We start from the raw sequence: 19,463 nt of genomic DNA on the forward strand, positions 1-19,463 counted from the left end.
AGGACGAAAATAAAACAGACTATAACTATAGATGTAGCCTGTTTTGCATGGATGTGACAATGGACGTTGGATTGAGACCCGCATGATCAGGATGATTAAATGCGGGTTTTCTATTTTTATTACTTATGCTACACCTCAATTTCATTTTTTATGATGCGGATTATTCTTTTTCTTGCCACCAATGTTAAAGCAGCTTGATGTCATTTTAATGACAGGGCTTGGCAGGTATTTAAAACTGATACTTAAAAAATTTTCCTTTTCCTGGTTGGGTTTTACATGGTCTGCTGTGGCCAATTTGGTTAAGCTAATGCATGATTTAAATTTTCTAGATGACAGCTATGTTAAAAATTTACGGAATTAAAAATTGCAGTTCAATGAAAAAAGCCTTTGATCTGCTTAATGAGCAAGGTCTCGCTTATGAATTTCATGATTATAAAAAACAGGGCATCGATGCTGAAACAGTGAAAATCTGGCTGGACACCTTGGGTCAGGATGTAGTGTTGAACAAGAAAGGTACTACCTGGCGTAAACTCGGCGCAGAAGAACAACAGATGGCCTTATCGAGTGAAGATGCTTTAATTAATGCATTAACCACTCACACCAGTTTGATTAAACGCCCTATCTTGGCAACCTCTGCAGGATTTATTGCCGGTTTTGATGAATCTGCCTATCGTAACTTAGATTCTTGATTTCTTTTTTAAACAAGCGCCATAAAAAAAGCCTGACATCCGTCAGGCTTTTAAATATCTACTTAAATAAATCAGTTGGCACGAATCCAGGTCTGGTTACGACCCAATGCTGCTACACCAATGAAACCACGTAGCTCAAGCTTCTTGCCACCATCAGCCAGCTGACCTTTCAACTTATAAGTTTTGCCAGATTGTGGATCCAGGATTGAACCGCTGTCATAGCTGGTACCACCAGTATTTTTAAGACCTTTGACAATAGTCAAGCCTTTGAGTGACTTGTTCTTGTAAGGGCCTTCACACTTGGTACAGGCATTTTCTTCACCTGGAGTTAACACCGACTGAATGCTGGCTGACAAAGTGCCATTCTTTTGTTCAGTGAATTTAACCATCGCCTTCGGCTGCTTGGTTTTGTCATCAATGGTTTTCCATACCGTGCCATTTAAAGGATCCGCAGCATTAGCCAATGCAGATAAGCCTAGTAGTCCTAACATAAGCGCTATTTTTTTCATTTTTCTTCATTTCCTTAGTCTGAAAATAGACCAATCTAGTATTAAAAAGTCACAACAAATTTTCAATTTTTAGCTGTGACTATTTAGTGTAACCTTGTAAATATGGTTGGTAAATAATCTACATGATTAATAAAAGCACAAAAAGATGGAAGGAAAATGAAGATAAACGCGCTAACGAAACAATTAATTACAGAAAGCTTTTTAAAAACAGCCATTCGTGCCCCGAGCAGATTGAATCTTCCACCTAGTTCCATGCGTCTTGCACTGGAACAAATGTGCAAACTTTTCCCTCAGGACAAAACTGTGGAGATTCGCTCCCTACGTCTGGCGGGGCTACGTGCTGAGGAGATCAAACCACAGCAGGAATCCAGCCAGCTGATTTTTCATATTCATGGTGGTGCATTTTATTTAGGCTCCTTAAAAACCCATCGTGCTTTTATGACGCAAATTGCAGCTCGGACGCAAATGCAGGTCCTACATGTAGATTATCCGCTATCCCCTGAATCTGCCTATCCGGAAGCCCTGGAAGCCTTGTTTGATGTTTATCACCTGCTACTGGATCAAGGAGTGCAGGCCAAAGATATCATCCTGTCCGGCGACTCTTGTGGAGCCAATCTGGCACTGGCGCTGGCACTTAAAATACAGCAGGAAAATCTCCCACAGGTTAGCGGTTTGATTCTCCTGTCTCCCCTGCTGGATCTGACCTTAACCAGCGAATCTTTACGCTATAACCAGAAACATGATTCCCTGCTTTCTCTGGAAACACTTCAAACCGGAATTGAATATTATGTCCCGCGCTCAATTAACCGTGGCGATCCGGAAGTTTCCCCATTTTTTGCCGATTTAAACGGCTTGCCCCCGATCCATATTCAGGTGGGTTCCAAGGAAATTCTGCTGGATGATGCGACCCGTTTTAAAGAAAAAGCCGAACAGGCAGGTATCGAGGTTGAATTCAAACTGTATACCGGCATGTGGCATAATTTCCAGATGTTCAGTGCTTGGTTCGATGAAGCCAAACAGGCCTTAGGTGATCTTGCTGAATTTGCCCATGGTCTGGATCGGGATTAAATATAATTCAGCATGTAAAAAAGTCAGCCGCAGCTGACTTTATTCAGAAAGGAAAGGGCTGAGTTAAATAGCCTGAACCTGCTGTAATGCACTTTGCAGCGCTTGTGCTTTGGCAGTTTCGCCCATGTTAACTCCTTCGGCACGAATCACTTCAATATCCGTTACACCAGTAAAGTTAAATACGGTTTTCAGGAAAGCTTCCTGAAAATCAGCCGGGCTCTGCTCGCCATAAACCCCACCACGGCTACTGGCAATATACACTTTCTTATTTCCCGCCAGACCCACAGGACCTTGTTCGGTGTATTTAAAGGTACGTCCTGCGACACAGATCCGGTCAATCCAGGCCTTCAAAGTCGAGGGTAAACCAAAGTTATACATCGCGGCACCAATGACCACGATATCAGCCTGCAAATATTGCTCTAAAATTTTGTCACTTAAGGCAGTCTGTTCTGCATTTTGACCCATTAAAATCTCAGCATTCAGATGTGGAATGGGCTGTGCAGCCAGATCCAGATAGTCAACTTCAATTGCCTCAGCATATTTTTGCTGTAATTGCTCTACCATAGCCTGCGTCAACTGACGCGAAATTGAGGCTTCTCCTAAAATACTGGAATCTATCTGTAAAACTTTCATGATGTGGCTCTTTCTTTACGGTTCTATTGAATAATTAATCCAGCTATTTTAACTATTCATCATAATGAAATAATTAGCACCAATAAAACACATCATCCTGAATTTAGAACAAAACTGTGTACTGCTTAAGCTCTCCGATTTTTAAGTAAGGATACTTTGACACAGCACTGAGTGCCTGCATCACAGGCTAAAGCCCACCAGACAAGATATAAAAATAACCAAACCGAGTTAAATATTGTTGTTTATCAAGTACTCCAACTTATGTTATCTTATGTAAATAACGCCATAAATATCCGATAAGTCTTAAAAAAAACTGCCATAGCAATTAAAATCAGGCCGGGACCATGAAGCGAATATCGCCTGTACCAGAAAAAATACTGAAGCATAAAATCACGAAATATCTGGTCGAAGATGAAGTCGTGATGAACTGGAGTATTCTAAAAAAGTGCATCCTGATGCTGGCATTGGGATGCGGAGTACATCTGACCTGGCTCGGCTGGGATATTTTCGTGTTATTAAATCCCGAATATTGGCAATATGTTCATCTAGAACGGGTCTATACACAAATTACTCTGAACAGCAGCTTTCTGGTAATTCTATTTCTCCTGATTTTTCCCTGTTATAAATTTCAGGGGAATCAGCTGATTGAACGTTATCTGCCTTACATGGCAGTGGGTACTTTTGTTATCTCGTTGTGTCGTGACGCCTATCTCGTCGGGGTGATCAGCCCTGTGGCCACGACCTCCTATGTCTGTTTAATTATGGTGGGACTGGTGCTGTTCCATCGCACACTGGTCTATAGCATGCTGATTCCAGCGTCAATTTTCCTAGGTGGATGTGCCTATTTAAGTTTCAGCCATCAATTGCCTTATTCACCGCTATTTAATCTCGATGGCGAGCTTTTTTATAATGGTTTCTGGCTGTTATCGATGCTGTATTTCATTTTGCCAATTCTGGCCGTCTGCATGGTGTTATTCGAGATTCTGCTCAGTCAATGGCGACATCGCGAGCAGCTGATCAAACAGCTGAGCCAGATCGATCCGCTTACCAACCTGTTTAACCGTCGTAGCATCAATCAGTGTCTGGACAAACTGAATGCCGCAGCGACTCCCAATTATGCCCTGGTGTTGCTGGATCTGGATCATTTCAAGAAGATTAATGACCATTTTGGCCATCATAAGGGTGATGAAACCCTGGTAGAAGTGAGCGCCGTGCTGAACCAGCAATTGCGTGAAAGTGATGTGGTCGGCCGTTTTGGCGGGGAAGAATTTATTCTGGTGCTTAAAAATACCAGTCTGGAAAAAGCCGAACAAGTGGCTGAACGCTGCCGCATTGCCATTCAGCAATTGCAGATTTTCAGTGATGAGGGTGAGTTGATTCCGGTCACGGCCAGTTTCGGGATTGCCATTTCGACAGCTGATTTACGCCCACAACAATTATTGAGTCAGGCCGATCAGGCACTTTATCAGGCTAAAGCGGATGGACGTAATCTGGTCAAAGCCTATGTTGAGCCACTGACTGCCCAGATGCAAGTTTCCTAAACAGCCAAATTTCTGGATAATATTGAATACTAAGGCTTTTCGCTTTGCGCCAAATTTTGCAACTGGGCCAGCAATTCAGCTTCGCTAAATGCACCGGTCAATCGCAACCCCCGGATTTCCTGCTGCTGCGCATTCAAGAATAAATACGTCGGCGGTCCAAGAATTTCCCATTGATTTAATAGTGCTTGATGAGAAGCATTATATTGGCTTAAATCCAGCTTGATCAGGAAATATGGCGCAAGGGCCTGCTGTACCGCTGCAGATTTTAAAATCCGGTGTTCGATCGGCTGACAGGCGACACACCAGTCGGCATAGACATCAATAATGACCTTTTGTCCTTGTGGAACCTTGGCCAAAATCTGCTGAAATTCGGCCGCATTACGGGCCACATGCCACTTGGCTTCTGTACTCGCCTGCTCCACAAAAAACCGCTGACTATGCTGATATTGGCTATAAGCAATATAAGGCACGGCCAATGCCAGACACAGGATATACAGCCATCTTAGACCAGTACGATGCCAGAAAATCCGGAATAGTACATAGGCAACAAAGGCCATGCCCAAGGCTAGGGATAACCACTGTAAAACAGCTTCTGAAATCAGCGGCCGAATAAAATACAGGGCCAATGCCAGCATGATAAAGGCAAAGAGCACTTTAATCTGATTCATCCAGTGCCCGGCTTTCGGTAGAATCCGCGCCCCCAGAATACTGGCCAGTAGTAAAGGTGCACCCATTCCGAAACCCAGGGTAAACAGTAGCAGAGCTCCCTGCCACTGACTTTGGGTCTGGGAAATAAACAACAATGCACCGGCCAGTGGTGCAGTCATGCATGGCCCGACCAGGAGTGCCGAAATCACTCCCATAATACCCGCACTGACCAGACTACCTCCCTGCTGCATGGCCTGTGCCCGGTCCAGACGCTGCACCAGACCTTGGGGCAGTTTGATTTCAAACAGGCCAAACAGATTCAGGGCAAACAGGACAAATAGCAGACTAAACCCGATCAAGGTGGCGGGTTGCTGCAACCAGCGCTGGAAGTTCAGGCCGGCTGAAGATGCAATTAAGCCAAGTACCGCATAGACAGCAGCCATACTGCTGACGAAAGTCAGTGCAATCATCCAAGCTTTCAGGCCTTTGCTGTCTCGTACAATCAGCGACGTTAGAATCGGCAGCATCGGCAAGGAACATGGGGTAAAAGCCAGTAATATTCCTAAACCAAAGAACAGCAAAAGCCCATAACCTAAAGAGCGTTCAAGCAGCTGGGCTGACCATTTTTGGTCTTGTGCTGCATAGGGTCCGGTTTGCCGGTCTGATGCGGAGAGGTTATCTGAAGCAGACTCTGAGGAATCTGCTGTATTAAACATGGTATTTTGTTGCGGTGAGGCGCTATTCAAATCAAGTAAACGTTTTGTTCCTGATCCGGCTGTTTCAAATTGTACCAGACCGGACAAATCAGTCTTGAACTGGATGGTTTGTGGCGGATAACAGATCCGGTCTTTAGCACAGCCCTGCCAACTGACCTGATAGGATTGCCCCGCCTGGGTCGGAACCTGAAACTTTAACTGCTGGTAATAAACCTGGGTATGCCCATAGTTGTCATCATATAAATCTTCAGCTGGCGGCAATTCAAGCACTAATGCCTGATTGCCCTGCCGCAATTCAATTTTATGCTGATACAGATAATAATTGTCTGGAATCTGCCAGCTCAGTTCAGCCTGCTGCTGACTGGTGGAGATCACAGTTAACGGAAAAGCCTGCTCGGCAGACAACAATGCCGTTTCCGCCTGAGCAGGACTACTGAATACAGAGCAGCCTAAAATGAGCGGGACAAGTACTTTCCCCCAGACCGGAAACTGCGAGTATTTGATCATCTGTAAACTAAACCGCTTAGAACAGGACAGATAAGCCTAGGCCTGAGAAGTAGCTTCGATCTATACCATTCAGATCTACACCTACACTGGCGTCCAACTGGACACGATCGTTTAATGCATACATCACTCCAGTGCCAAGCGCGTATTCATTATTGACTCCTTCAGCCTTACGGTAAACCAGTTCAGAATAGCCTGACCAGCGATCTTTAATCTGGTAGCCTAAAGATGGAACTGCCACAACTGCCCAGTGACTGTCCTGCCATTCATAACGCATGGTGATTGCTGTGCTTACCAACTCATTATACTGATAAGAAACTGCAGAACTGAGGCTGTAAATATCCTCTTCATTACTAAAACCGGCATTGCCTGTCGCAATAATTGCTTCAGCCAGCAAGGCCATACTCAGTTTGTCATCATCCAGATCAATGGCTTTTTTTAGACCGATACTGATATCACCCAAGCCGTCTTCGTCATCGGTCTGACCATTGGATTTTACTTGCTTCCATCCAGGACCATCCCAGCCCAGACGTAGTTCTAAATCCTTGGCAATCCCGGTACGTAACAACATATCTGCATTAAGTCTGGTAATCGTCTGCTCGCCTGAATCGCTATACTGAACTGTGGGCAATCCCTGTTCCCAGGCTACCTTTCCTACGGGAGTGATGCCGGTACCGAGACCTTCACCAGGCCGGTCAAATTCAAAATCAGCTGCGAAAATTTGGGCACTACAACTCGCCAGTGCTATCAGACCCAAAATTCTTAATGTTGTCATATCCAGGCTCTTTTATAAAATGTATTTAACCAAGCTCTTTGGTCATTTTTGCGCCATGACTACGAAGTAGTTCGAGCGTCTGTTTTTCTTCTTGCAGGGCTTCTGACCAGTTAATTTCATCAAAATCACAGTCAAAGAACAGGTCACTAATTGAAGATAAAATTGTCATGCCATCTTCATCTTTGCTATTCGGATCTACTTTTTCATCAAGTAAACGCTGTACGGCAGGTGCACATGCGGCACTTGCAGCATCCCAAAGCGGACCATAAATTTCTTCAGCATCCCAGAGATGCAGATTTACTTTGGCCTGGATCAGCTCTTCCAGAATCTGTAAATGCACTTGTAAACGTGCCTGCTTTTCATCTTCTGAAAGTGGGGTGCCGGCTTCATACAACTCGCACACCTCTTCCCACCATTTAAACAGGCCATCCGACCAGACCGAAATCACCGGACCTTTGTCATGATCTACAAAATTTGGATTGAGTCCACCTGCCAGCAGCTGTTTGACCTGTTCCAGATTCAATTCTTCGAGTGCTTGCACAAAAAGCTGTTGTTGCGCAGTTAACATGATGGAACTCACTTTAATTCGTTTTCGACTATTATGCCGAATAAAGAGGCTTTTGTTGTATTTCCAGCAAGTATATTTTGGTTTTAATATGAAAAAAGCCCCGCAGGGCTCTTTTCAAATCGTTCCGAAATCAGTTTTCTGTATCTACTGTATCCGTATCTGCAAGTTCCAGTGTACCTGCACGAGGGTCATCATTTTTCTCGATAACATGCTCCAGACTGCGTTTCAGCCGGTCAATAGCACCACTAATCGCAGTCGCTACACTCGGTGCACGATGATTGACCACTACTGGTTTCAATCCTGCAGGCCGTGCTTCAATCATGCAGCGAATATCGTCTTCACCGCCTTTGGCGCCATTTTCATCACTAAGATGGACTGAAAAATGGGTAATACGTTCGCTGTGGCGCTGGAATTCCTGATTCAATTCTGCACGTACATACTCAATTAAACGATCGCTATTCTGAATGTGCTTATCTGTACGGATTTCAATATTCATAAATTACCACCCTCGAATCTTTGTAACTTTTTTAGTGCAAAATTCTTTATCTTGGCACGCTCTTAACTTGCTGTTTCACATTGCATTTTACATCTCCAAATGACTGGACTTCTAACCTCCACTTTGAATGATGAACACATTTTTTGAGTCTGCAGAATCGTGTCCTTATATCTAGAATATCGGCCCTATCTGGAAAATATGCAAGTGGTATTTTGGATTTTTAGCAAAAGAATAATTGATTGTGACAAGTACTTACCGAGTTAAAAACAACTGATGAGTTATGGTGTAGTTGCAATATTATTTATGTGACTGGGTATTGAACTCTTCATTATAAAATCTGCTTATAACTTGCAGCCGCCCATTATCCCCAAGAATACAAAATGAGAGCAAATTATTAAAAATAATAGATTTTGTATTTAGAATCACTACGGATAAGCAGATTATTTTTTCATTCTAGTGTGCCGTAGCAGAAACAGCTTTGCAAAAAGCTTAGTTTTGGCTGTTTAAGCAGCAAGATTAAACAATCCAGATACTTTTTTATCTGAATAAAGCTGGACAAGTAACCAATAATCTAAAATTTTAGACCCGGTTTTATGACATCAATGGTGAATAAAATCTAAAAGAGCAATACCTTCAAGATTTAAGTGCCAAGCCATGAGTTCTTTTCATCTGCTATTACCTAAAAATAATATTTTATGATAAAAATTCAATTATTTTTAATAACTTAATCTCCTCATAAGCCTCTTATACCTACTGAATGTTCTATGCTTGTTTATAGATAAATAATGTTTTGCCGTCTTAACAAGCAAACAAAGATCACTCTTTTTCGACTTTTTAAAATAAAGACTTAGAAAATTCAGACCGGAATAGCAGTAATAAGACTGATTCCTCCGCGGTCATGACTCCCTGAATATTTTGGCTAGATCCGCAATTTTAACTTTATTTTTACTTATTAATCTGTATGCTTATTCTGCTTTCTTGGGGGAGAGATTTAAATGAAATTTACACAACTCGCAGCACTTTGTGCATTGGCTTCAACTGCAGTATTTGCTCAAGCAAAACCTGTATGGCAGGACTTCAGCATTACTGGTCTTTATGGTGAACACTATGCCTTCCCGGGTGCAGGTGACGATAACCAGCAAACCACTGCAACCTTTGAATATGCTGCCAAGTTGAACTACGGGGATTTCTTCGGTTTTGCTGACCGTACTCATAATGACTCAGGTAATGCAACGTATTTTGAAGTATCACCTCGTTTGAGTCTGGGTGCTGTCACCGGTCAAAAGCTTGAACTTGGACCGATTAAAGATGTATTGATTGCGGGTACATGGGAAGGCAATAGCGCTAACTATCCTGGCAGTGATTTTAACAATTATCTGTATGGTGTTGGCTTTGACCTTGAAATTCCGTATTTTCAGTATACTCAGCTAAACTTCTACAAGGCCGATAATGAAAAAGGCTCTGAAGACGATTACCAAATGACTGTGGTGTACGCTATTCCTTTCAAAGTTGGCACCGAAGACTTTCTTGTTGATGGATTCCTTGACTGGTCTACTGCTGAAAAAAATGGTCATGCGAGCGAGCTTAACTGGACTACCCAATACAAGTGGAATCTGGGCAAACATATCTCTCCAGAAACCCGTCTATACCTGGGTATTGAACATTCTGTCTGGAATAACAAATATGCTGTGAAAGGTACGGACGAAAACAATGTCAGTGCCCTTGTGAAGTATCACTTCTAATTGATGTATGATCAAAAGCAGAACTTCGGTTCTGCTTTTTTTAAACCATAATTTCAGCTTTACCCTAACAGAACAAGAATATGCCTGATTTTGACATTCGCCCTGCGACCGAACTTGATCTTGAAACCATCCTTGAGATTTATAATCAGGAAGTGCTCTATGGCACTGCGACCTGGAACAGAACGGCTTTTGATCTGAACTATTTCAAAATCTGGTTTAAGCAGCTTAAAAATCAGAATTTTCCAGTTTTTGTGGTTGAAGATACTCGAAATCAGGTCGTGGCTGGTTATGCCTGTTATGATCATTTTCGCAGTATTCAGGGCTTTCAACAGACGGTTGAACATTCCATTTTTTTAAATCCGGATTATGCAGGACAAGGTCTGGGTTCTAAATTATTGCAGTATTTAATTGAAAAGGCTCAAGTACAGAAATTGCATATTATGGTTGCCGCAATTGATTCAGAAAATACCTCGTCACTTCGCCTGCATGAAAAACTGGGCTTTATTCAAACTGCGTATATGCCACAAGTCGGACAGAAGTTTGGGCAATGGCGTGATTTGGTCCTCTTACAACTCAATCTGGATCTGGCTTGATTCAGTCTTATATTAAATTCTTCTTTAATGTTAGCTCATTACTAGTCTGATCAAAACAGATATTCTATTTACTTCCCGGACTTGCTATGTTGTATTCAGCTCAAAATCATACTGAATAACACCATGTACAAATCTCTATTTCCTATTATTCTTTTAAGTATAAGCACGCCCACTTTTGCTGATTCAGAGTTCGAGAAAGAATTGCATTCAGGCTGTAGCCAAGTCCAAAACTATGCAAATAATGGCAAGAAATTCTACGACCAAAAACAATATCAAAAGGCCATAGCGCAATTTGAGCAACAAGCGGCCTGGTCATCCTTTTGTGCGATGAATGTAGAAGACGGTGGTAAAGCTTTTTCTGAACGTGATATCACCACGGCGTTTAATAATGTCGGCATAAGTTATACCAAGCTTGGAAAGCCGCAATGGGCACGCGCCTGGTTTTCCGTTTTCCCGAATGCTAAAGCCAGCCAGTTCAATCTAAAACAGTTACCTGTACCAAAAAAACCGAAGAGTCTTGCAGGGAAATATGTCCGCTATGCAGGTTTTGGTCAGTGGAATACGATGGAAGTTAAACAGGCTTCGAATGCCTACCAGATTGAGTTTAATGGACTCTATATGGGTTTACGCAGTCTGATTTATGGTCCTAATATGGGAGAATTTTCAACCCGCATGCCACTGAACAAAACACATACCCAATATCGTTATGACGACTGCAGAATTGATTTGAAATTTCAGTTTAACGCTCAAATTGGACAACAGATTATGGTCAATAGCAGAAATCCGATGTCTTGCGGTTTTGGGCATAATGTCTCGGCGGATGGCATGTATTTAAAGGTTGAGTGATTGCCGATTCAGCGATATCTTATTGCCCTATAAAAAAACATAATATTCAAAATATTATAGGGAAAATATGGCTGATACGGGCAAAGCGATAGGCGGTGAATTTAGAACCGGACAATTTGGCATGTACTTCCTTTGGGATGAAAATACAGAAATCTAATCCCTCCATTATTTAAAAGAAGATTTCCCCTCTCTCTTTAGGAGATGAGAAACTCTGCTTGGTAAGAGGAGATTTAAAATTTAATCCCTCCAAACCTCCCTTTAAAAAAGGGAGGCTTCAGAAGCATTAAATCGCCACCAACTCCCGAATTCCCTTCTCCGGCATTTCACTGCCTACACCTTGCGCCACGACTTGCCCACGTGCCATCACGGTATAACCATCGGCAAGTTCTTCAGCAAAGTCATAAAACTGCTCAACCAGCACAATCGCCATCTCACCACCATCCGCCAGTTTACGAATGACCCGGCCAATGTCTTTAATAATGGATGGCTGAATACCTTCAGTCGGTTCATCCAAAATCAGCACACGCGGTTCAGAAGCAAGGGCTCGTGCAATGGCAAGCTGCTGCTGCTGACCACCGGACAAATCTCCGCCGCGGCGGTGCTTCATTTCCTCCAAGATAGGGAAAATTTCATACAAATGCTCAGGCACTTTACGTGTCTTTGCTCCTTTAAATTTCGCCATGCCAATCAGAATATTTTCCTCCACCGTCAGCGTTGAAAAAATATCTCGACCTTGTGGCACATAAGCCAAACCTTCACGTACACGCTGTTCAGGACTGAGCCTGGATATGTCTTTACCATCCAGCAAAATCTGTCCGGATTTAATCGGTAAAATACCCATCAGGCATTTAAGGAGCGTGGTTTTCCCCACACCATTGCGTCCAAGTACCACCGAACATTCACCCACAGGTGCAGCCAACGACACATCACGTAAAATATGACTGCCACCATAAAATTGATTGACGTCTTTGACTTCTAACATCGCGGTCTCCTTAACGTCCTAAATACTTTTCAATGACATCTTCATTGGTTTGTACTTCTGCCAATGTGCCTTCTGCTAAAATTGCGCCTTGTGCCAACACGGTGACTTTTTCACTAATGGTATCAATGAAGCTCATGTCATGCTCGACCACGACTAGGGTGTGATTTTTCTTGAGTTCTAAACACAGCTCCGCCGTGCGTTCAGTTTCTGCATCGGTCATGCCTGCTACAGGTTCATCCAGTAAAATCAGTTTTGGACGTTGCATCAGCAACATGCCGATTTCTAACCATTGCTTTTGACCATGTGACAGTAAGCCAGCAGGTTTATTAATAAATTCTTGCAGACGAATTTGCGTTAAGGACTCATCTAAAGCATTTTGTGCATCAGGATCGAGCTTGCTAAAGAAACTCTTTTTCACCCGCTTGTCTTTGGGTGCAGCCAGCAGCAGATTTTCCATCACTGTGAAATTTTCAAACACTGTTGGTTTTTGAAACTTGCGCCCAATACCAGCTTCGGCAATTTCTTCGGTGCTCATTTTCGACAAATCATAGTTTTGCCCAAAAAAAGCGCTGCCTTCGGTTGGTCGGGTTTTGCCGGTAATCACGTCCATGAGGGTGGTTTTCCCTGCCCCGTTCGGCCCGATGATGCAGCGCAATTCACCCTCTTCGATATACAACGACAAATCATTTAGGGCACGAAAGGCATCAAACCATACACTGACTTTTTCCAGATATAACGCAATGCCGTGAGTAAAGTCTGCGCCTTGTTCTCTTGGACGACCATAGCCTTCAGAAGCATGACCACCATGAGGTTGTAGGATCTCGCTCATTCGCTACGCTCCTTTTTAAAACGGTCAAACAGACCAATAATGCCTTTCGGTAAGAAAATGGTGACCACAATAAATAGCGCACCCAAAATGAGTAACCATGCTTCAGGATAAGCCGAGGTGAAATAGGTTTTTACCCCGTTAATGACACCTGCACCAATCAATGGACCAATCAGTGTGCCACGTCCACCCGCTGCCACCCAAACCGCCATTTCAATCGAGTTCACCGGGTTCATTTCACCTGGATTAATAATGCCGGCTTGTGGCACATACAGCGCCCCTGCAATCCCTGCAATCACCGCAGACAGCACCCATGCCGAGAGCTTGTACCAAAGCGTGCGGTAGCCCAAATATTGCAGACGGTTTTCGCTGTCACGAATGGCACCGAGTACACGACCATAAGGTTTATTCATCAAATGACGTAAGCCGATAAAGCACAGCAACAACACCAATGCCGTGATAAAGCACAAACTTGCCCGCATCGATGCCGAGGTAATGTCCATACCTAAAATAGTTTTAAAACCGGTAAAGCCGTTGTTACCCCCAAAACCGGTTTCATTACGGAAGAACAGTAATGCTGCTGCAAAAGTCATGGCTTGAGTAATAATCGAGAAATACACGCCTTTAATTTTCGAGCGGAAAGCAAAGAAGCCAAAAATAAAGGCAATGATGCCCGGCACTAACACTACAAGTGCGAGCGACCAAAGAAAGTACTCCGTACCCACCCAAAACCATGGCACTTCCGTCCAACTGAGGAAGCGCATAAAGTCAGGAATGCCATCCCCTGCAGACTGGCGCATCAGGTACATCCCAAAGGCATAACCGCCAAGGGCAAAGTACAAACCATGCCCCAAACTTAAAATGCCGGCATAGCCCCAGACTAAATCCAGTGCCAAAGCGACCAAGGCCAAGCACATGATTTTGCCAATCAAGGTAACCCAATAAGCAGATAAATGCAGGGTTGAATCGGCAGGTAATAAATGTAGCCATGGCAATGCCAATAAGATGGCAAAGCACACGGCTATGGCAATCCCGCTATGTGGTTTGTCGGATAATAATTGTTTAATCTTCATGTGCTTACTCCACAAAACGACCTTTGATGGCAAACAAACCTTGTGGACGTTTTTGAATAAACAAAATCACAAGCACCAAGAGAACAATTTTTGCCAGTACCGCACCAATGCCAATTTCCAAGGCGGTACCGCTAATACCTAGACCAAGCGCTGCAAGGACTGCACCCCACACCTGACCTACACCACCGACAACTACAACCAAGAAGGCATCAATAATATAGTTTTGCCCTAAATCCGGCCCGACGTTACCGACTTGTGCCAAAGCACATCCGGCTAGTCCTGCAAGACCTGAACCTAAACCAAAGGCCATCATATCGATACGACTAGAACGAATACCGACTGCTCGCGCCATTTGACGGTTTTGTGTCACCGCACGAACGAATAGACCAAAACGGGTTTTATTCAGTAGGTAAACCAACAGTAAAAGCACTGCAATGGTAAAGACAATAATCGCAATACGGTTATAGGGCAGCATTAAGCTAGGCGTGATAGAGATCCCGCCCGACAGCCATGAAATGTTCGATACTTCAACATTTTGTGCACCAAAAGTCATCCGTACCAATTGCATCAGAATGAGACTGACACCAAAAGTGGCAAGCAAGGTTTCCAACTGGCGACCATAGAGTGGACGAATCACGGTACGTTCAATCAACATACCGATCAGCCCACTTACCAAGAATGCCGCAGGAATCGCGGCGATTAAGTACCAATCGACATAGCTGCCCAAATAGCTTTTAAACAGGCTTTGCACCACATAAGTGGTATAGGCGCCAATCATAATGAGCTCGCCATGTGCCATATTGATGACACCGAGCAAACCGTAGGTAATCGCAAGACCCAGTGCAGCAAGCAACAAAATACTGGCGGTACTTAAACCTGAAAATAAATGTCCTGTCCATTCGCTGGCTTGAATACGGGTTTTAATACTGCTTTTCGCTTCAAGCAAAGCCGCTTTCAGTTCAGGATGGATATTCGGCTGTGCCAACTCATTGTCAATCATCGCCAAGACATCAGGACGATTAGAATCTTGTAAAATTTTTGCGGCTTGAATTTTGACGAGCACATCTGAGTTTTGATAATCCAGACGCGCTTTCAACTGTGCCAAACGGGCTTTGACTTTATTGTTTTGTTCTTTTAAATACAGCGCATTGATATGTGCTATATCAAGTTCTGCAAGATTGCTTTCATAAATATCAATCGCTTCTAAACGCTCAGAGGCATCATCCGACTTCAACTTGCTTTGTGCCAAACCAAAGGTCAGTGCTTTACGCAAGGTATTCACCAAAGTGACTTGTGCAAGGTCACTTGGCCAATCTGCAACGACATCTAAACTTGGATAACTGAGCAACTGATTATCGGCTTCTAAAATATAAGTTTGTCCTTGAGAACCGCTATAAAGCTGGTTGTTTTCAACATATTCTGCAAGCTGATCTAACTGTTCAATACTGCCTGGCCATTGATTGAGTAAAGCACGACGTTGAGCAAAATCACCTTGCACAAATTGCTGAATCGCATCTTGTTGTTGTATCGCTATGGTTGAATTATTGTCTTGTAAAGAGGTTTCTGCTGTTGCCATTTGCATACAAAATATTTGTATAAAAAACAGAAAAATAGTGGCGATATTCACACGAATATTCATTATATACACCCCTATTCCATTGGAAGTTTTCCGTGGAGAGTAAGAAAAAAATCAGGGAATGCCTGCTACGGCTGTAGCAGGCAAAAGATAGGTCTTATTTAGGAATGTACGGGCTCCAAGGCTCTGCTTGAATAGTTTGAGATGTTTTGTAGACCACATCAAACTGACCATCACCACGAATCTGACCAATCATGACTGGCTTGTGTAAGTGATGGTTGCTTGCATTCATTTTGAGGGTATAACCCGATGGTGCTTTAAATTCCTGACCTGCCATCGCTTCGCGCACTTTATCGACATCTGTGCTGCCCGCTTTTTCAACCGCTTGCTTCCACATATTGATACCGACATAAGTCGCTTCCATGGGGTCATTGGTCACAAACTTGGCTGCATTTGGCAGTTTGTATTCCACCGCATACTGCTTCATCTTGTTCATAAATTCAGTATTACCTGGATTTTTCACTGACATGAAGTAGTTCCATGCGGCTAAATGTCCCACCAATGGTTTGGTATCAATACCACGCAGTTCTTCTTCACCCACCGAGAACGCCATCACTGGAATATCAGAAGCTTTAATGCCCTGATTACCCAATTCACGATAGAACGGTACATTCGAGTCACCATTAATGGTGGAGATCACGGCAGTCTTTTTACCGGCTGCAAATTTCTTCACATTGCCCACAATAGTTTGATAGTTGCTATGACCAAATGGAGTGTATTCTTCCATAATATCGGCATCTGCAACGCCTTTAGACTTTAAGAAAGCACGTAAAATCTGGTTGGTGGTCCGTGGGTACACATAGTCCGTACCGAGCAATACAAAACGCTCAGCCTTACCTCCTTCCTCACTCATCAAGTATTCCACCGCAGGAATGGCCTGTTGGTTTGGTGCAGCACCGGTATAAAAAATATTTTTTGATTGTTCTTGGCCTTCATACTGTACGGGATAGAACAATAAACCATTGAGTTCTTCAACAACGGGCAAAACAGATTTACGCGATACCGATGTCCATGCACCAAAAATCACCGCAACTTTGTCTTGGGTAATCAACTGCCGTGCTTGCTCTGCAAATAGCGGCCAGTCAGATGCAGGATCAACGACCACAGGCTCTAATTTTTTACCGAGCACACCGCCATTGGCATTAATTTCTTTAATAGCCATTAAGGCAGTATCTTTGAGTGATGTTTCGGAGATTGCCATCGTGCCTGACAATGAATGCAGGATACCGACCTTAATCGTGTCACCACTGGCGGCTGCTTTTGGCTCACTCTCACCTGTTGGTGCTGCATCATTTGATTTTGAACATCCTGTTAATGTAACAGCCCCTGCCATAGTTACGGCTAAAATACTTTTTGAAAATAAATTGCGTTGGAACATCAGATTTTCTCCAAACTTTATAATGGTGCATGTTTCATGCTTGTCTTGTTTTACATCTGCTTGGAGTGATTCAATTTCTGTGCCAAGACTTCGAAAAATAAAAAAATTACTTTAACCTACCTCATTATTTGTATTATTAATCATAGATTTAGTAATACTGAAAAGAAATCATGGTCTATTTAAATACTGAGCCCCAATCCATCCTTAAATAGCTTTGGTAAAGACCAATGAAAATATGATCAAACTAAAACGGAAGAGCGTGTACAAAAAAAGTGCAGCTCATTGAATATTTTTTGCACTGTTTTAAAACAAAAAATCCCGCGCTTGCGGGATTTTTTGATTGCTCAAATTCGATAGTTTAAACCACCAAATCTGCCAGATTACCTTTTTGCTCCAGCCAGTCTTTGCGGTCACTGGCACGTTTTTTTGCCAAGAGTTTATCCAGTAGACCTGCGGTAAAATGCGCATCATCCAGATCCAGCTGCACCAGACGGCGCGTGTTCGGATCAAGTGTAGTTTCACGCAACTGGCTGGCATTCATCTCGCCCAGACCCTTAAATCGGGTAATTTGCGGATTCTTGGTTTTGCATTTTTTCAGGATGCTGTTCAGCTCGTCTTCATCCAAAGCGTAGTGCACATCTTTGTTGTCATCAATCCGGAATAAAGGCGGCATGGCGACATACAGATGCCCTTCTTCGACCAGAGTTGGGAAATGCTTCACAAACAGGGCGCAAAGCAGGGTCGCAATATGCAGACCATCCGAGTCGGCATCGGCCAGAATACAGATCTTGCCATAACGCAGCTCAGACAGATCATCTGAACCCGGATCCACGCCAATGGCAATCGCGATGTTGTGTACTTCCTGAGATGCCAGTACTTCATCAGAAGAGACTTCCCAGGTATTTAAAATCTTGCCACGAATTGGCATGATCGCCTGAAAATTCTTGTCACGCGCCTGCTTGGCCGAACCGCCCGCAGAATCCCCTTCCACAATAAACAATTCTGACTGGTCTAGATCATGGCCTACACAATCCGACAGTTTCCCCGGCAAAGTTGGACCCGCGACAATCTTCTTACGCTCAACTTTCTTGGCCGCTTTCAGACGGCGACCGGCTTTGGAAATGGCCATTTCAGCCAGTTGCATGGCAATGTCAGAATTCTGGTTCAACCATAATGCAAAGGCATCTTTGGCAATATTCTGCACAATCCCTACTGCTTCACGGCTCGACAGACGTTCTTTGGTCTGACCTGAGAACTGCGGCTCCTGGAATTTCAGTGACAGGATATAGTTCACGCCGTCCCAGACGTCTTCGGCAGAGAGTTTCATATTCCGCGGCAGCAAATTACGCAGTTCACAGAACTCGCGCATCGCATCAGTCACGCCTGAACGCAAACCATTCACATGGGTGCCGCCCTGCGCGGTCGGAATCAGGTTGACATAAGATTCCTGAACACTTTCACCACCTTCAACATTCCAGCAAATCGCAAATTCTGCGCTGGCGCGCTCTGCATCACCTGTGGCGACAAAAGCTGGTGCCGGAATAATTTCACGGTCTTCCAACTCATCCATCAAATAGTCAACCAGACCATTTTCAAACTGCCAGGTGATCTTTTCATCATTGATCTGATCAATATAATTGATCTGTAAACCTGCGGCCAGAACAGCTTTGGCTTTGAGATTATGTTTTAACGCTTTTAAGGCAAATTTAGGCGAATCAAAATATTTAGCTTCTGGCCAGAAGTGAACTGTTGTCCCGGATACCCGTTTTGGTGCCTTACCTGCCAGTACTTCAAGTGGTGCAACCGGTTCGCCATTTTCAAAGGCCATTTTATACAGGTTACCCTGACGCCGTACCGCAACTTCAACACGGGTCGACAGTGCATTCACCACCGAGATCCCGACGCCATGCAAGCCACCGGAAAACTGGTAGTTATCGGTACTGAACTTGCCGCCGGCATGCAGTTTGGTCATGATGATTTCAATACCGCTCTGGCCATATTCCGGGTGTATATCTACCGGCATACCACGGCCATTGTCTTCGACTGACAAAGAACCATCTTTATAGACCGTGACGGTAATTTTATTGGCATGCCCTGCCAGTGCCTCATCGACAGCATTATCAATCACTTCCTGGGCCAAATGGTTGGGACGAGAAGTATCGGTATACATGCCCGGACGACGACGGACCGGGTCCAGACCAGACAGAACTTCGAGAGATTGAGCCGTATATTGAGACACG

The 19,463-nt window shown here is 43.7% G+C and carries 18 protein-coding genes; 6 read left to right on the forward strand and 12 right to left on the reverse strand.

From position 1 onward, the window contains the following. Positions 1 to 338: 338 nt before the first annotated feature. Positions 339 to 689, forward strand: coding sequence for a Spx/MgsR family RNA polymerase-binding regulatory protein (locus tag VXQ11_RS06865; protein ID WP_416705715.1), 351 nt, complete (start codon positions 339 to 341; stop codon positions 687 to 689). Positions 690 to 760: 71 nt separating this feature from the next. Here VXQ11_RS06865 and VXQ11_RS06870 read toward each other — a convergent pair whose 3' ends face one another. Further along, positions 761 to 1,198 carry a DUF2147 domain-containing protein gene (locus VXQ11_RS06870; protein ID WP_064095082.1) on the reverse strand — a complete coding sequence of 146 codons (438 nt, stop codon included), beginning with the start codon at positions 1,196 to 1,198 and terminating at the stop codon, positions 761 to 763. Positions 1,199 to 1,354: 156 nt separating this feature from the next. Here VXQ11_RS06870 and VXQ11_RS06875 point away from each other — a divergent pair, with 156 nt between their 5' ends. After that, positions 1,355 to 2,266, forward strand: a complete 912-nt coding sequence (locus VXQ11_RS06875; RefSeq protein WP_064095083.1) for an alpha/beta hydrolase — start codon at positions 1,355 to 1,357, stop codon at positions 2,264 to 2,266. Between the two features lie 63 nt (positions 2,267 to 2,329). Here the strand turns inward: VXQ11_RS06875 and VXQ11_RS06880 are convergent, their stop codons facing one another. Further along, on the reverse strand, positions 2,330 to 2,899 hold the full coding sequence (locus tag VXQ11_RS06880) for an FMN-dependent NADH-azoreductase (RefSeq protein WP_416705716.1): 570 nt from the start codon (positions 2,897 to 2,899) through the stop codon (positions 2,330 to 2,332). A 344-nt stretch (positions 2,900 to 3,243) separates the two neighbouring features. On the opposite strand from VXQ11_RS06880, the gene VXQ11_RS06885 reads away from it, so the two are divergent. Beyond that, complete coding sequence (locus VXQ11_RS06885) at positions 3,244 to 4,440, forward strand: GGDEF domain-containing protein (RefSeq protein ID WP_064095085.1); 1,197 nt, start codon at positions 3,244 to 3,246, stop codon at positions 4,438 to 4,440. 29 nt (positions 4,441 to 4,469) lie between these two features. Here VXQ11_RS06885 and dsbD read toward each other — a convergent pair whose 3' ends face one another. The 4 genes from dsbD to VXQ11_RS06905 all read right to left on the reverse strand — a co-directional run bounded on the left by dsbD (position 4,470) and on the right by VXQ11_RS06905 (position 8,147). Beyond that, a complete protein-coding gene (dsbD, locus tag VXQ11_RS06890) occupies positions 4,470 to 6,311 on the reverse strand; it encodes a protein-disulfide reductase DsbD (RefSeq protein WP_416705717.1) in 1,842 nt (613 codons plus the stop codon). A 16-nt stretch (positions 6,312 to 6,327) separates the two neighbouring features. Beyond that, positions 6,328 to 7,083, reverse strand: coding sequence for a transporter (locus tag VXQ11_RS06895; protein WP_191731008.1), 756 nt, complete (start codon positions 7,081 to 7,083; stop codon positions 6,328 to 6,330). A 25-nt stretch (positions 7,084 to 7,108) separates the two neighbouring features. Next, positions 7,109 to 7,651: a hypothetical protein gene (locus tag VXQ11_RS06900; protein WP_064095088.1), complete on the reverse strand. Its 543-nt coding sequence runs from the start codon at positions 7,649 to 7,651 to the stop codon at positions 7,109 to 7,111. Positions 7,652 to 7,781: 130 nt separating this feature from the next. After that, positions 7,782 to 8,147 (reverse strand): HPF/RaiA family ribosome-associated protein, encoded by a 366-nt coding sequence (locus tag VXQ11_RS06905; RefSeq protein WP_064095089.1) that lies wholly within the window; start codon positions 8,145 to 8,147, stop codon positions 7,782 to 7,784. Between the two features lie 995 nt (positions 8,148 to 9,142). On the opposite strand from VXQ11_RS06905, the gene VXQ11_RS06910 reads away from it, so the two are divergent. The 3 genes from VXQ11_RS06910 (at position 9,143) to VXQ11_RS06920 (ending at position 11,328) form a co-directional block, all read left to right on the forward strand. Further along, entirely contained in the window at positions 9,143 to 9,889 is a 747-nt protein-coding gene (locus VXQ11_RS06910) for an outer membrane protein OmpK (RefSeq protein ID WP_064102593.1), read from the forward strand. A gap of 80 nt (positions 9,890 to 9,969) precedes the next feature. Beyond that, positions 9,970 to 10,482: a GNAT family N-acetyltransferase gene (locus tag VXQ11_RS06915; RefSeq protein ID WP_416705718.1), complete on the forward strand. Its 513-nt coding sequence runs from the start codon at positions 9,970 to 9,972 to the stop codon at positions 10,480 to 10,482. A gap of 123 nt (positions 10,483 to 10,605) precedes the next feature. Beyond that, complete coding sequence (locus VXQ11_RS06920; RefSeq protein WP_416705719.1) at positions 10,606 to 11,328, forward strand: hypothetical protein; 723 nt, start codon at positions 10,606 to 10,608, stop codon at positions 11,326 to 11,328. Positions 11,329 to 11,611: 283 nt separating this feature from the next. Here VXQ11_RS06920 and urtE read toward each other — a convergent pair whose 3' ends face one another. From urtE to parE, 6 genes are all read right to left on the reverse strand, one after another. Next, positions 11,612 to 12,310: an urea ABC transporter ATP-binding subunit UrtE gene (gene urtE, locus VXQ11_RS06925; RefSeq protein ID WP_191731006.1), complete on the reverse strand. Its 699-nt coding sequence runs from the start codon at positions 12,308 to 12,310 to the stop codon at positions 11,612 to 11,614. Between the two features lie 10 nt (positions 12,311 to 12,320). After that, positions 12,321 to 13,139: an urea ABC transporter ATP-binding protein UrtD gene (urtD, locus tag VXQ11_RS06930; RefSeq protein WP_144724138.1), complete on the reverse strand. Its 819-nt coding sequence runs from the start codon at positions 13,137 to 13,139 to the stop codon at positions 12,321 to 12,323. Further along, positions 13,136 to 14,209 (reverse strand): urea ABC transporter permease subunit UrtC, encoded by a 1,074-nt coding sequence (urtC, locus tag VXQ11_RS06935; RefSeq protein ID WP_144724137.1) that lies wholly within the window; start codon positions 14,207 to 14,209, stop codon positions 13,136 to 13,138. Before urtC ends, urtD begins: the two co-directional genes overlap by 4 nt. A 4-nt stretch (positions 14,210 to 14,213) precedes the next feature. Beyond that, the gene (urtB, locus tag VXQ11_RS06940) at positions 14,214 to 15,848 is read right to left on the reverse strand and encodes an urea ABC transporter permease subunit UrtB (protein WP_191731004.1); all 1,635 of its coding nucleotides are present in this window, start codon (positions 15,846 to 15,848) and stop codon (positions 14,214 to 14,216) included. 94 nt (positions 15,849 to 15,942) lie between these two features. After that, the gene (urtA, locus tag VXQ11_RS06945; protein WP_144724135.1) at positions 15,943 to 17,223 is read right to left on the reverse strand and encodes an urea ABC transporter substrate-binding protein; all 1,281 of its coding nucleotides are present in this window, start codon (positions 17,221 to 17,223) and stop codon (positions 15,943 to 15,945) included. Positions 17,224 to 17,581: 358 nt separating this feature from the next. Beyond that, a complete protein-coding gene (gene parE / locus VXQ11_RS06950) occupies positions 17,582 to 19,462 on the reverse strand; it encodes a DNA topoisomerase IV subunit B (protein WP_064095105.1) in 1,881 nt (626 codons plus the stop codon). Position 19,463: the final 1 nt, after the last annotated feature.

This window comes from Acinetobacter sp. 197 (assembly GCF_048148385.1).
Taxonomy (GTDB): Bacteria; Pseudomonadota; Gammaproteobacteria; order Pseudomonadales; family Moraxellaceae; genus Acinetobacter; species Acinetobacter pecorum.

Excerpts from the sequence above, each read along its gene's own strand:
- urtA (WP_144724135.1), bottom strand. The coding sequence starts at position 17,223 with ATGTTCCAACGCAATTTATTTTCAAAAAGTATTTTAGCCGTAACTATG.
- VXQ11_RS06910 (WP_064102593.1), top strand. The coding sequence starts at position 9,143 with ATGAAATTTACACAACTCGCAGCACTTTGTGCATTGGCTTCAACTGCA.
- VXQ11_RS06870 (WP_064095082.1), bottom strand. The coding sequence starts at position 1,198 with ATGAAAAAAATAGCGCTTATGTTAGGACTACTAGGCTTATCTGCATTG.
- urtD (WP_144724138.1), bottom strand. The coding sequence starts at position 13,139 with ATGAGCGAGATCCTACAACCTCATGGTGGTCATGCTTCTGAAGGCTAT.
- VXQ11_RS06920 (WP_416705719.1), top strand. The coding sequence starts at position 10,606 with ATGTACAAATCTCTATTTCCTATTATTCTTTTAAGTATAAGCACGCCC.
- VXQ11_RS06875 (WP_064095083.1), top strand. The coding sequence starts at position 1,355 with ATGAAGATAAACGCGCTAACGAAACAATTAATTACAGAAAGCTTTTTA.
- urtB (WP_191731004.1), bottom strand. The coding sequence starts at position 15,848 with ATGAATATTCGTGTGAATATCGCCACTATTTTTCTGTTTTTTATACAA.
- VXQ11_RS06905 (WP_064095089.1), bottom strand. The coding sequence starts at position 8,147 with ATGAATATTGAAATCCGTACAGATAAGCACATTCAGAATAGCGATCGT.
- VXQ11_RS06915 (WP_416705718.1), top strand. The coding sequence starts at position 9,970 with ATGCCTGATTTTGACATTCGCCCTGCGACCGAACTTGATCTTGAAACC.
- VXQ11_RS06900 (WP_064095088.1), bottom strand. The coding sequence starts at position 7,651 with ATGTTAACTGCGCAACAACAGCTTTTTGTGCAAGCACTCGAAGAATTG.
- dsbD (WP_416705717.1), bottom strand. The coding sequence starts at position 6,311 with ATGATCAAATACTCGCAGTTTCCGGTCTGGGGGAAAGTACTTGTCCCG.
- VXQ11_RS06895 (WP_191731008.1), bottom strand. The coding sequence starts at position 7,083 with ATGACAACATTAAGAATTTTGGGTCTGATAGCACTGGCGAGTTGTAGT.
- VXQ11_RS06865 (WP_416705715.1), top strand. The coding sequence starts at position 339 with ATGTTAAAAATTTACGGAATTAAAAATTGCAGTTCAATGAAAAAAGCC.
- urtE (WP_191731006.1), bottom strand. The coding sequence starts at position 12,310 with ATGTTAGAAGTCAAAGACGTCAATCAATTTTATGGTGGCAGTCATATT.
- VXQ11_RS06880 (WP_416705716.1), bottom strand. The coding sequence starts at position 2,899 with ATGAAAGTTTTACAGATAGATTCCAGTATTTTAGGAGAAGCCTCAATT.
- urtC (WP_144724137.1), bottom strand. The coding sequence starts at position 14,209 with ATGAAGATTAAACAATTATTATCCGACAAACCACATAGCGGGATTGCC.
- VXQ11_RS06885 (WP_064095085.1), top strand. The coding sequence starts at position 3,244 with ATGAAGCGAATATCGCCTGTACCAGAAAAAATACTGAAGCATAAAATC.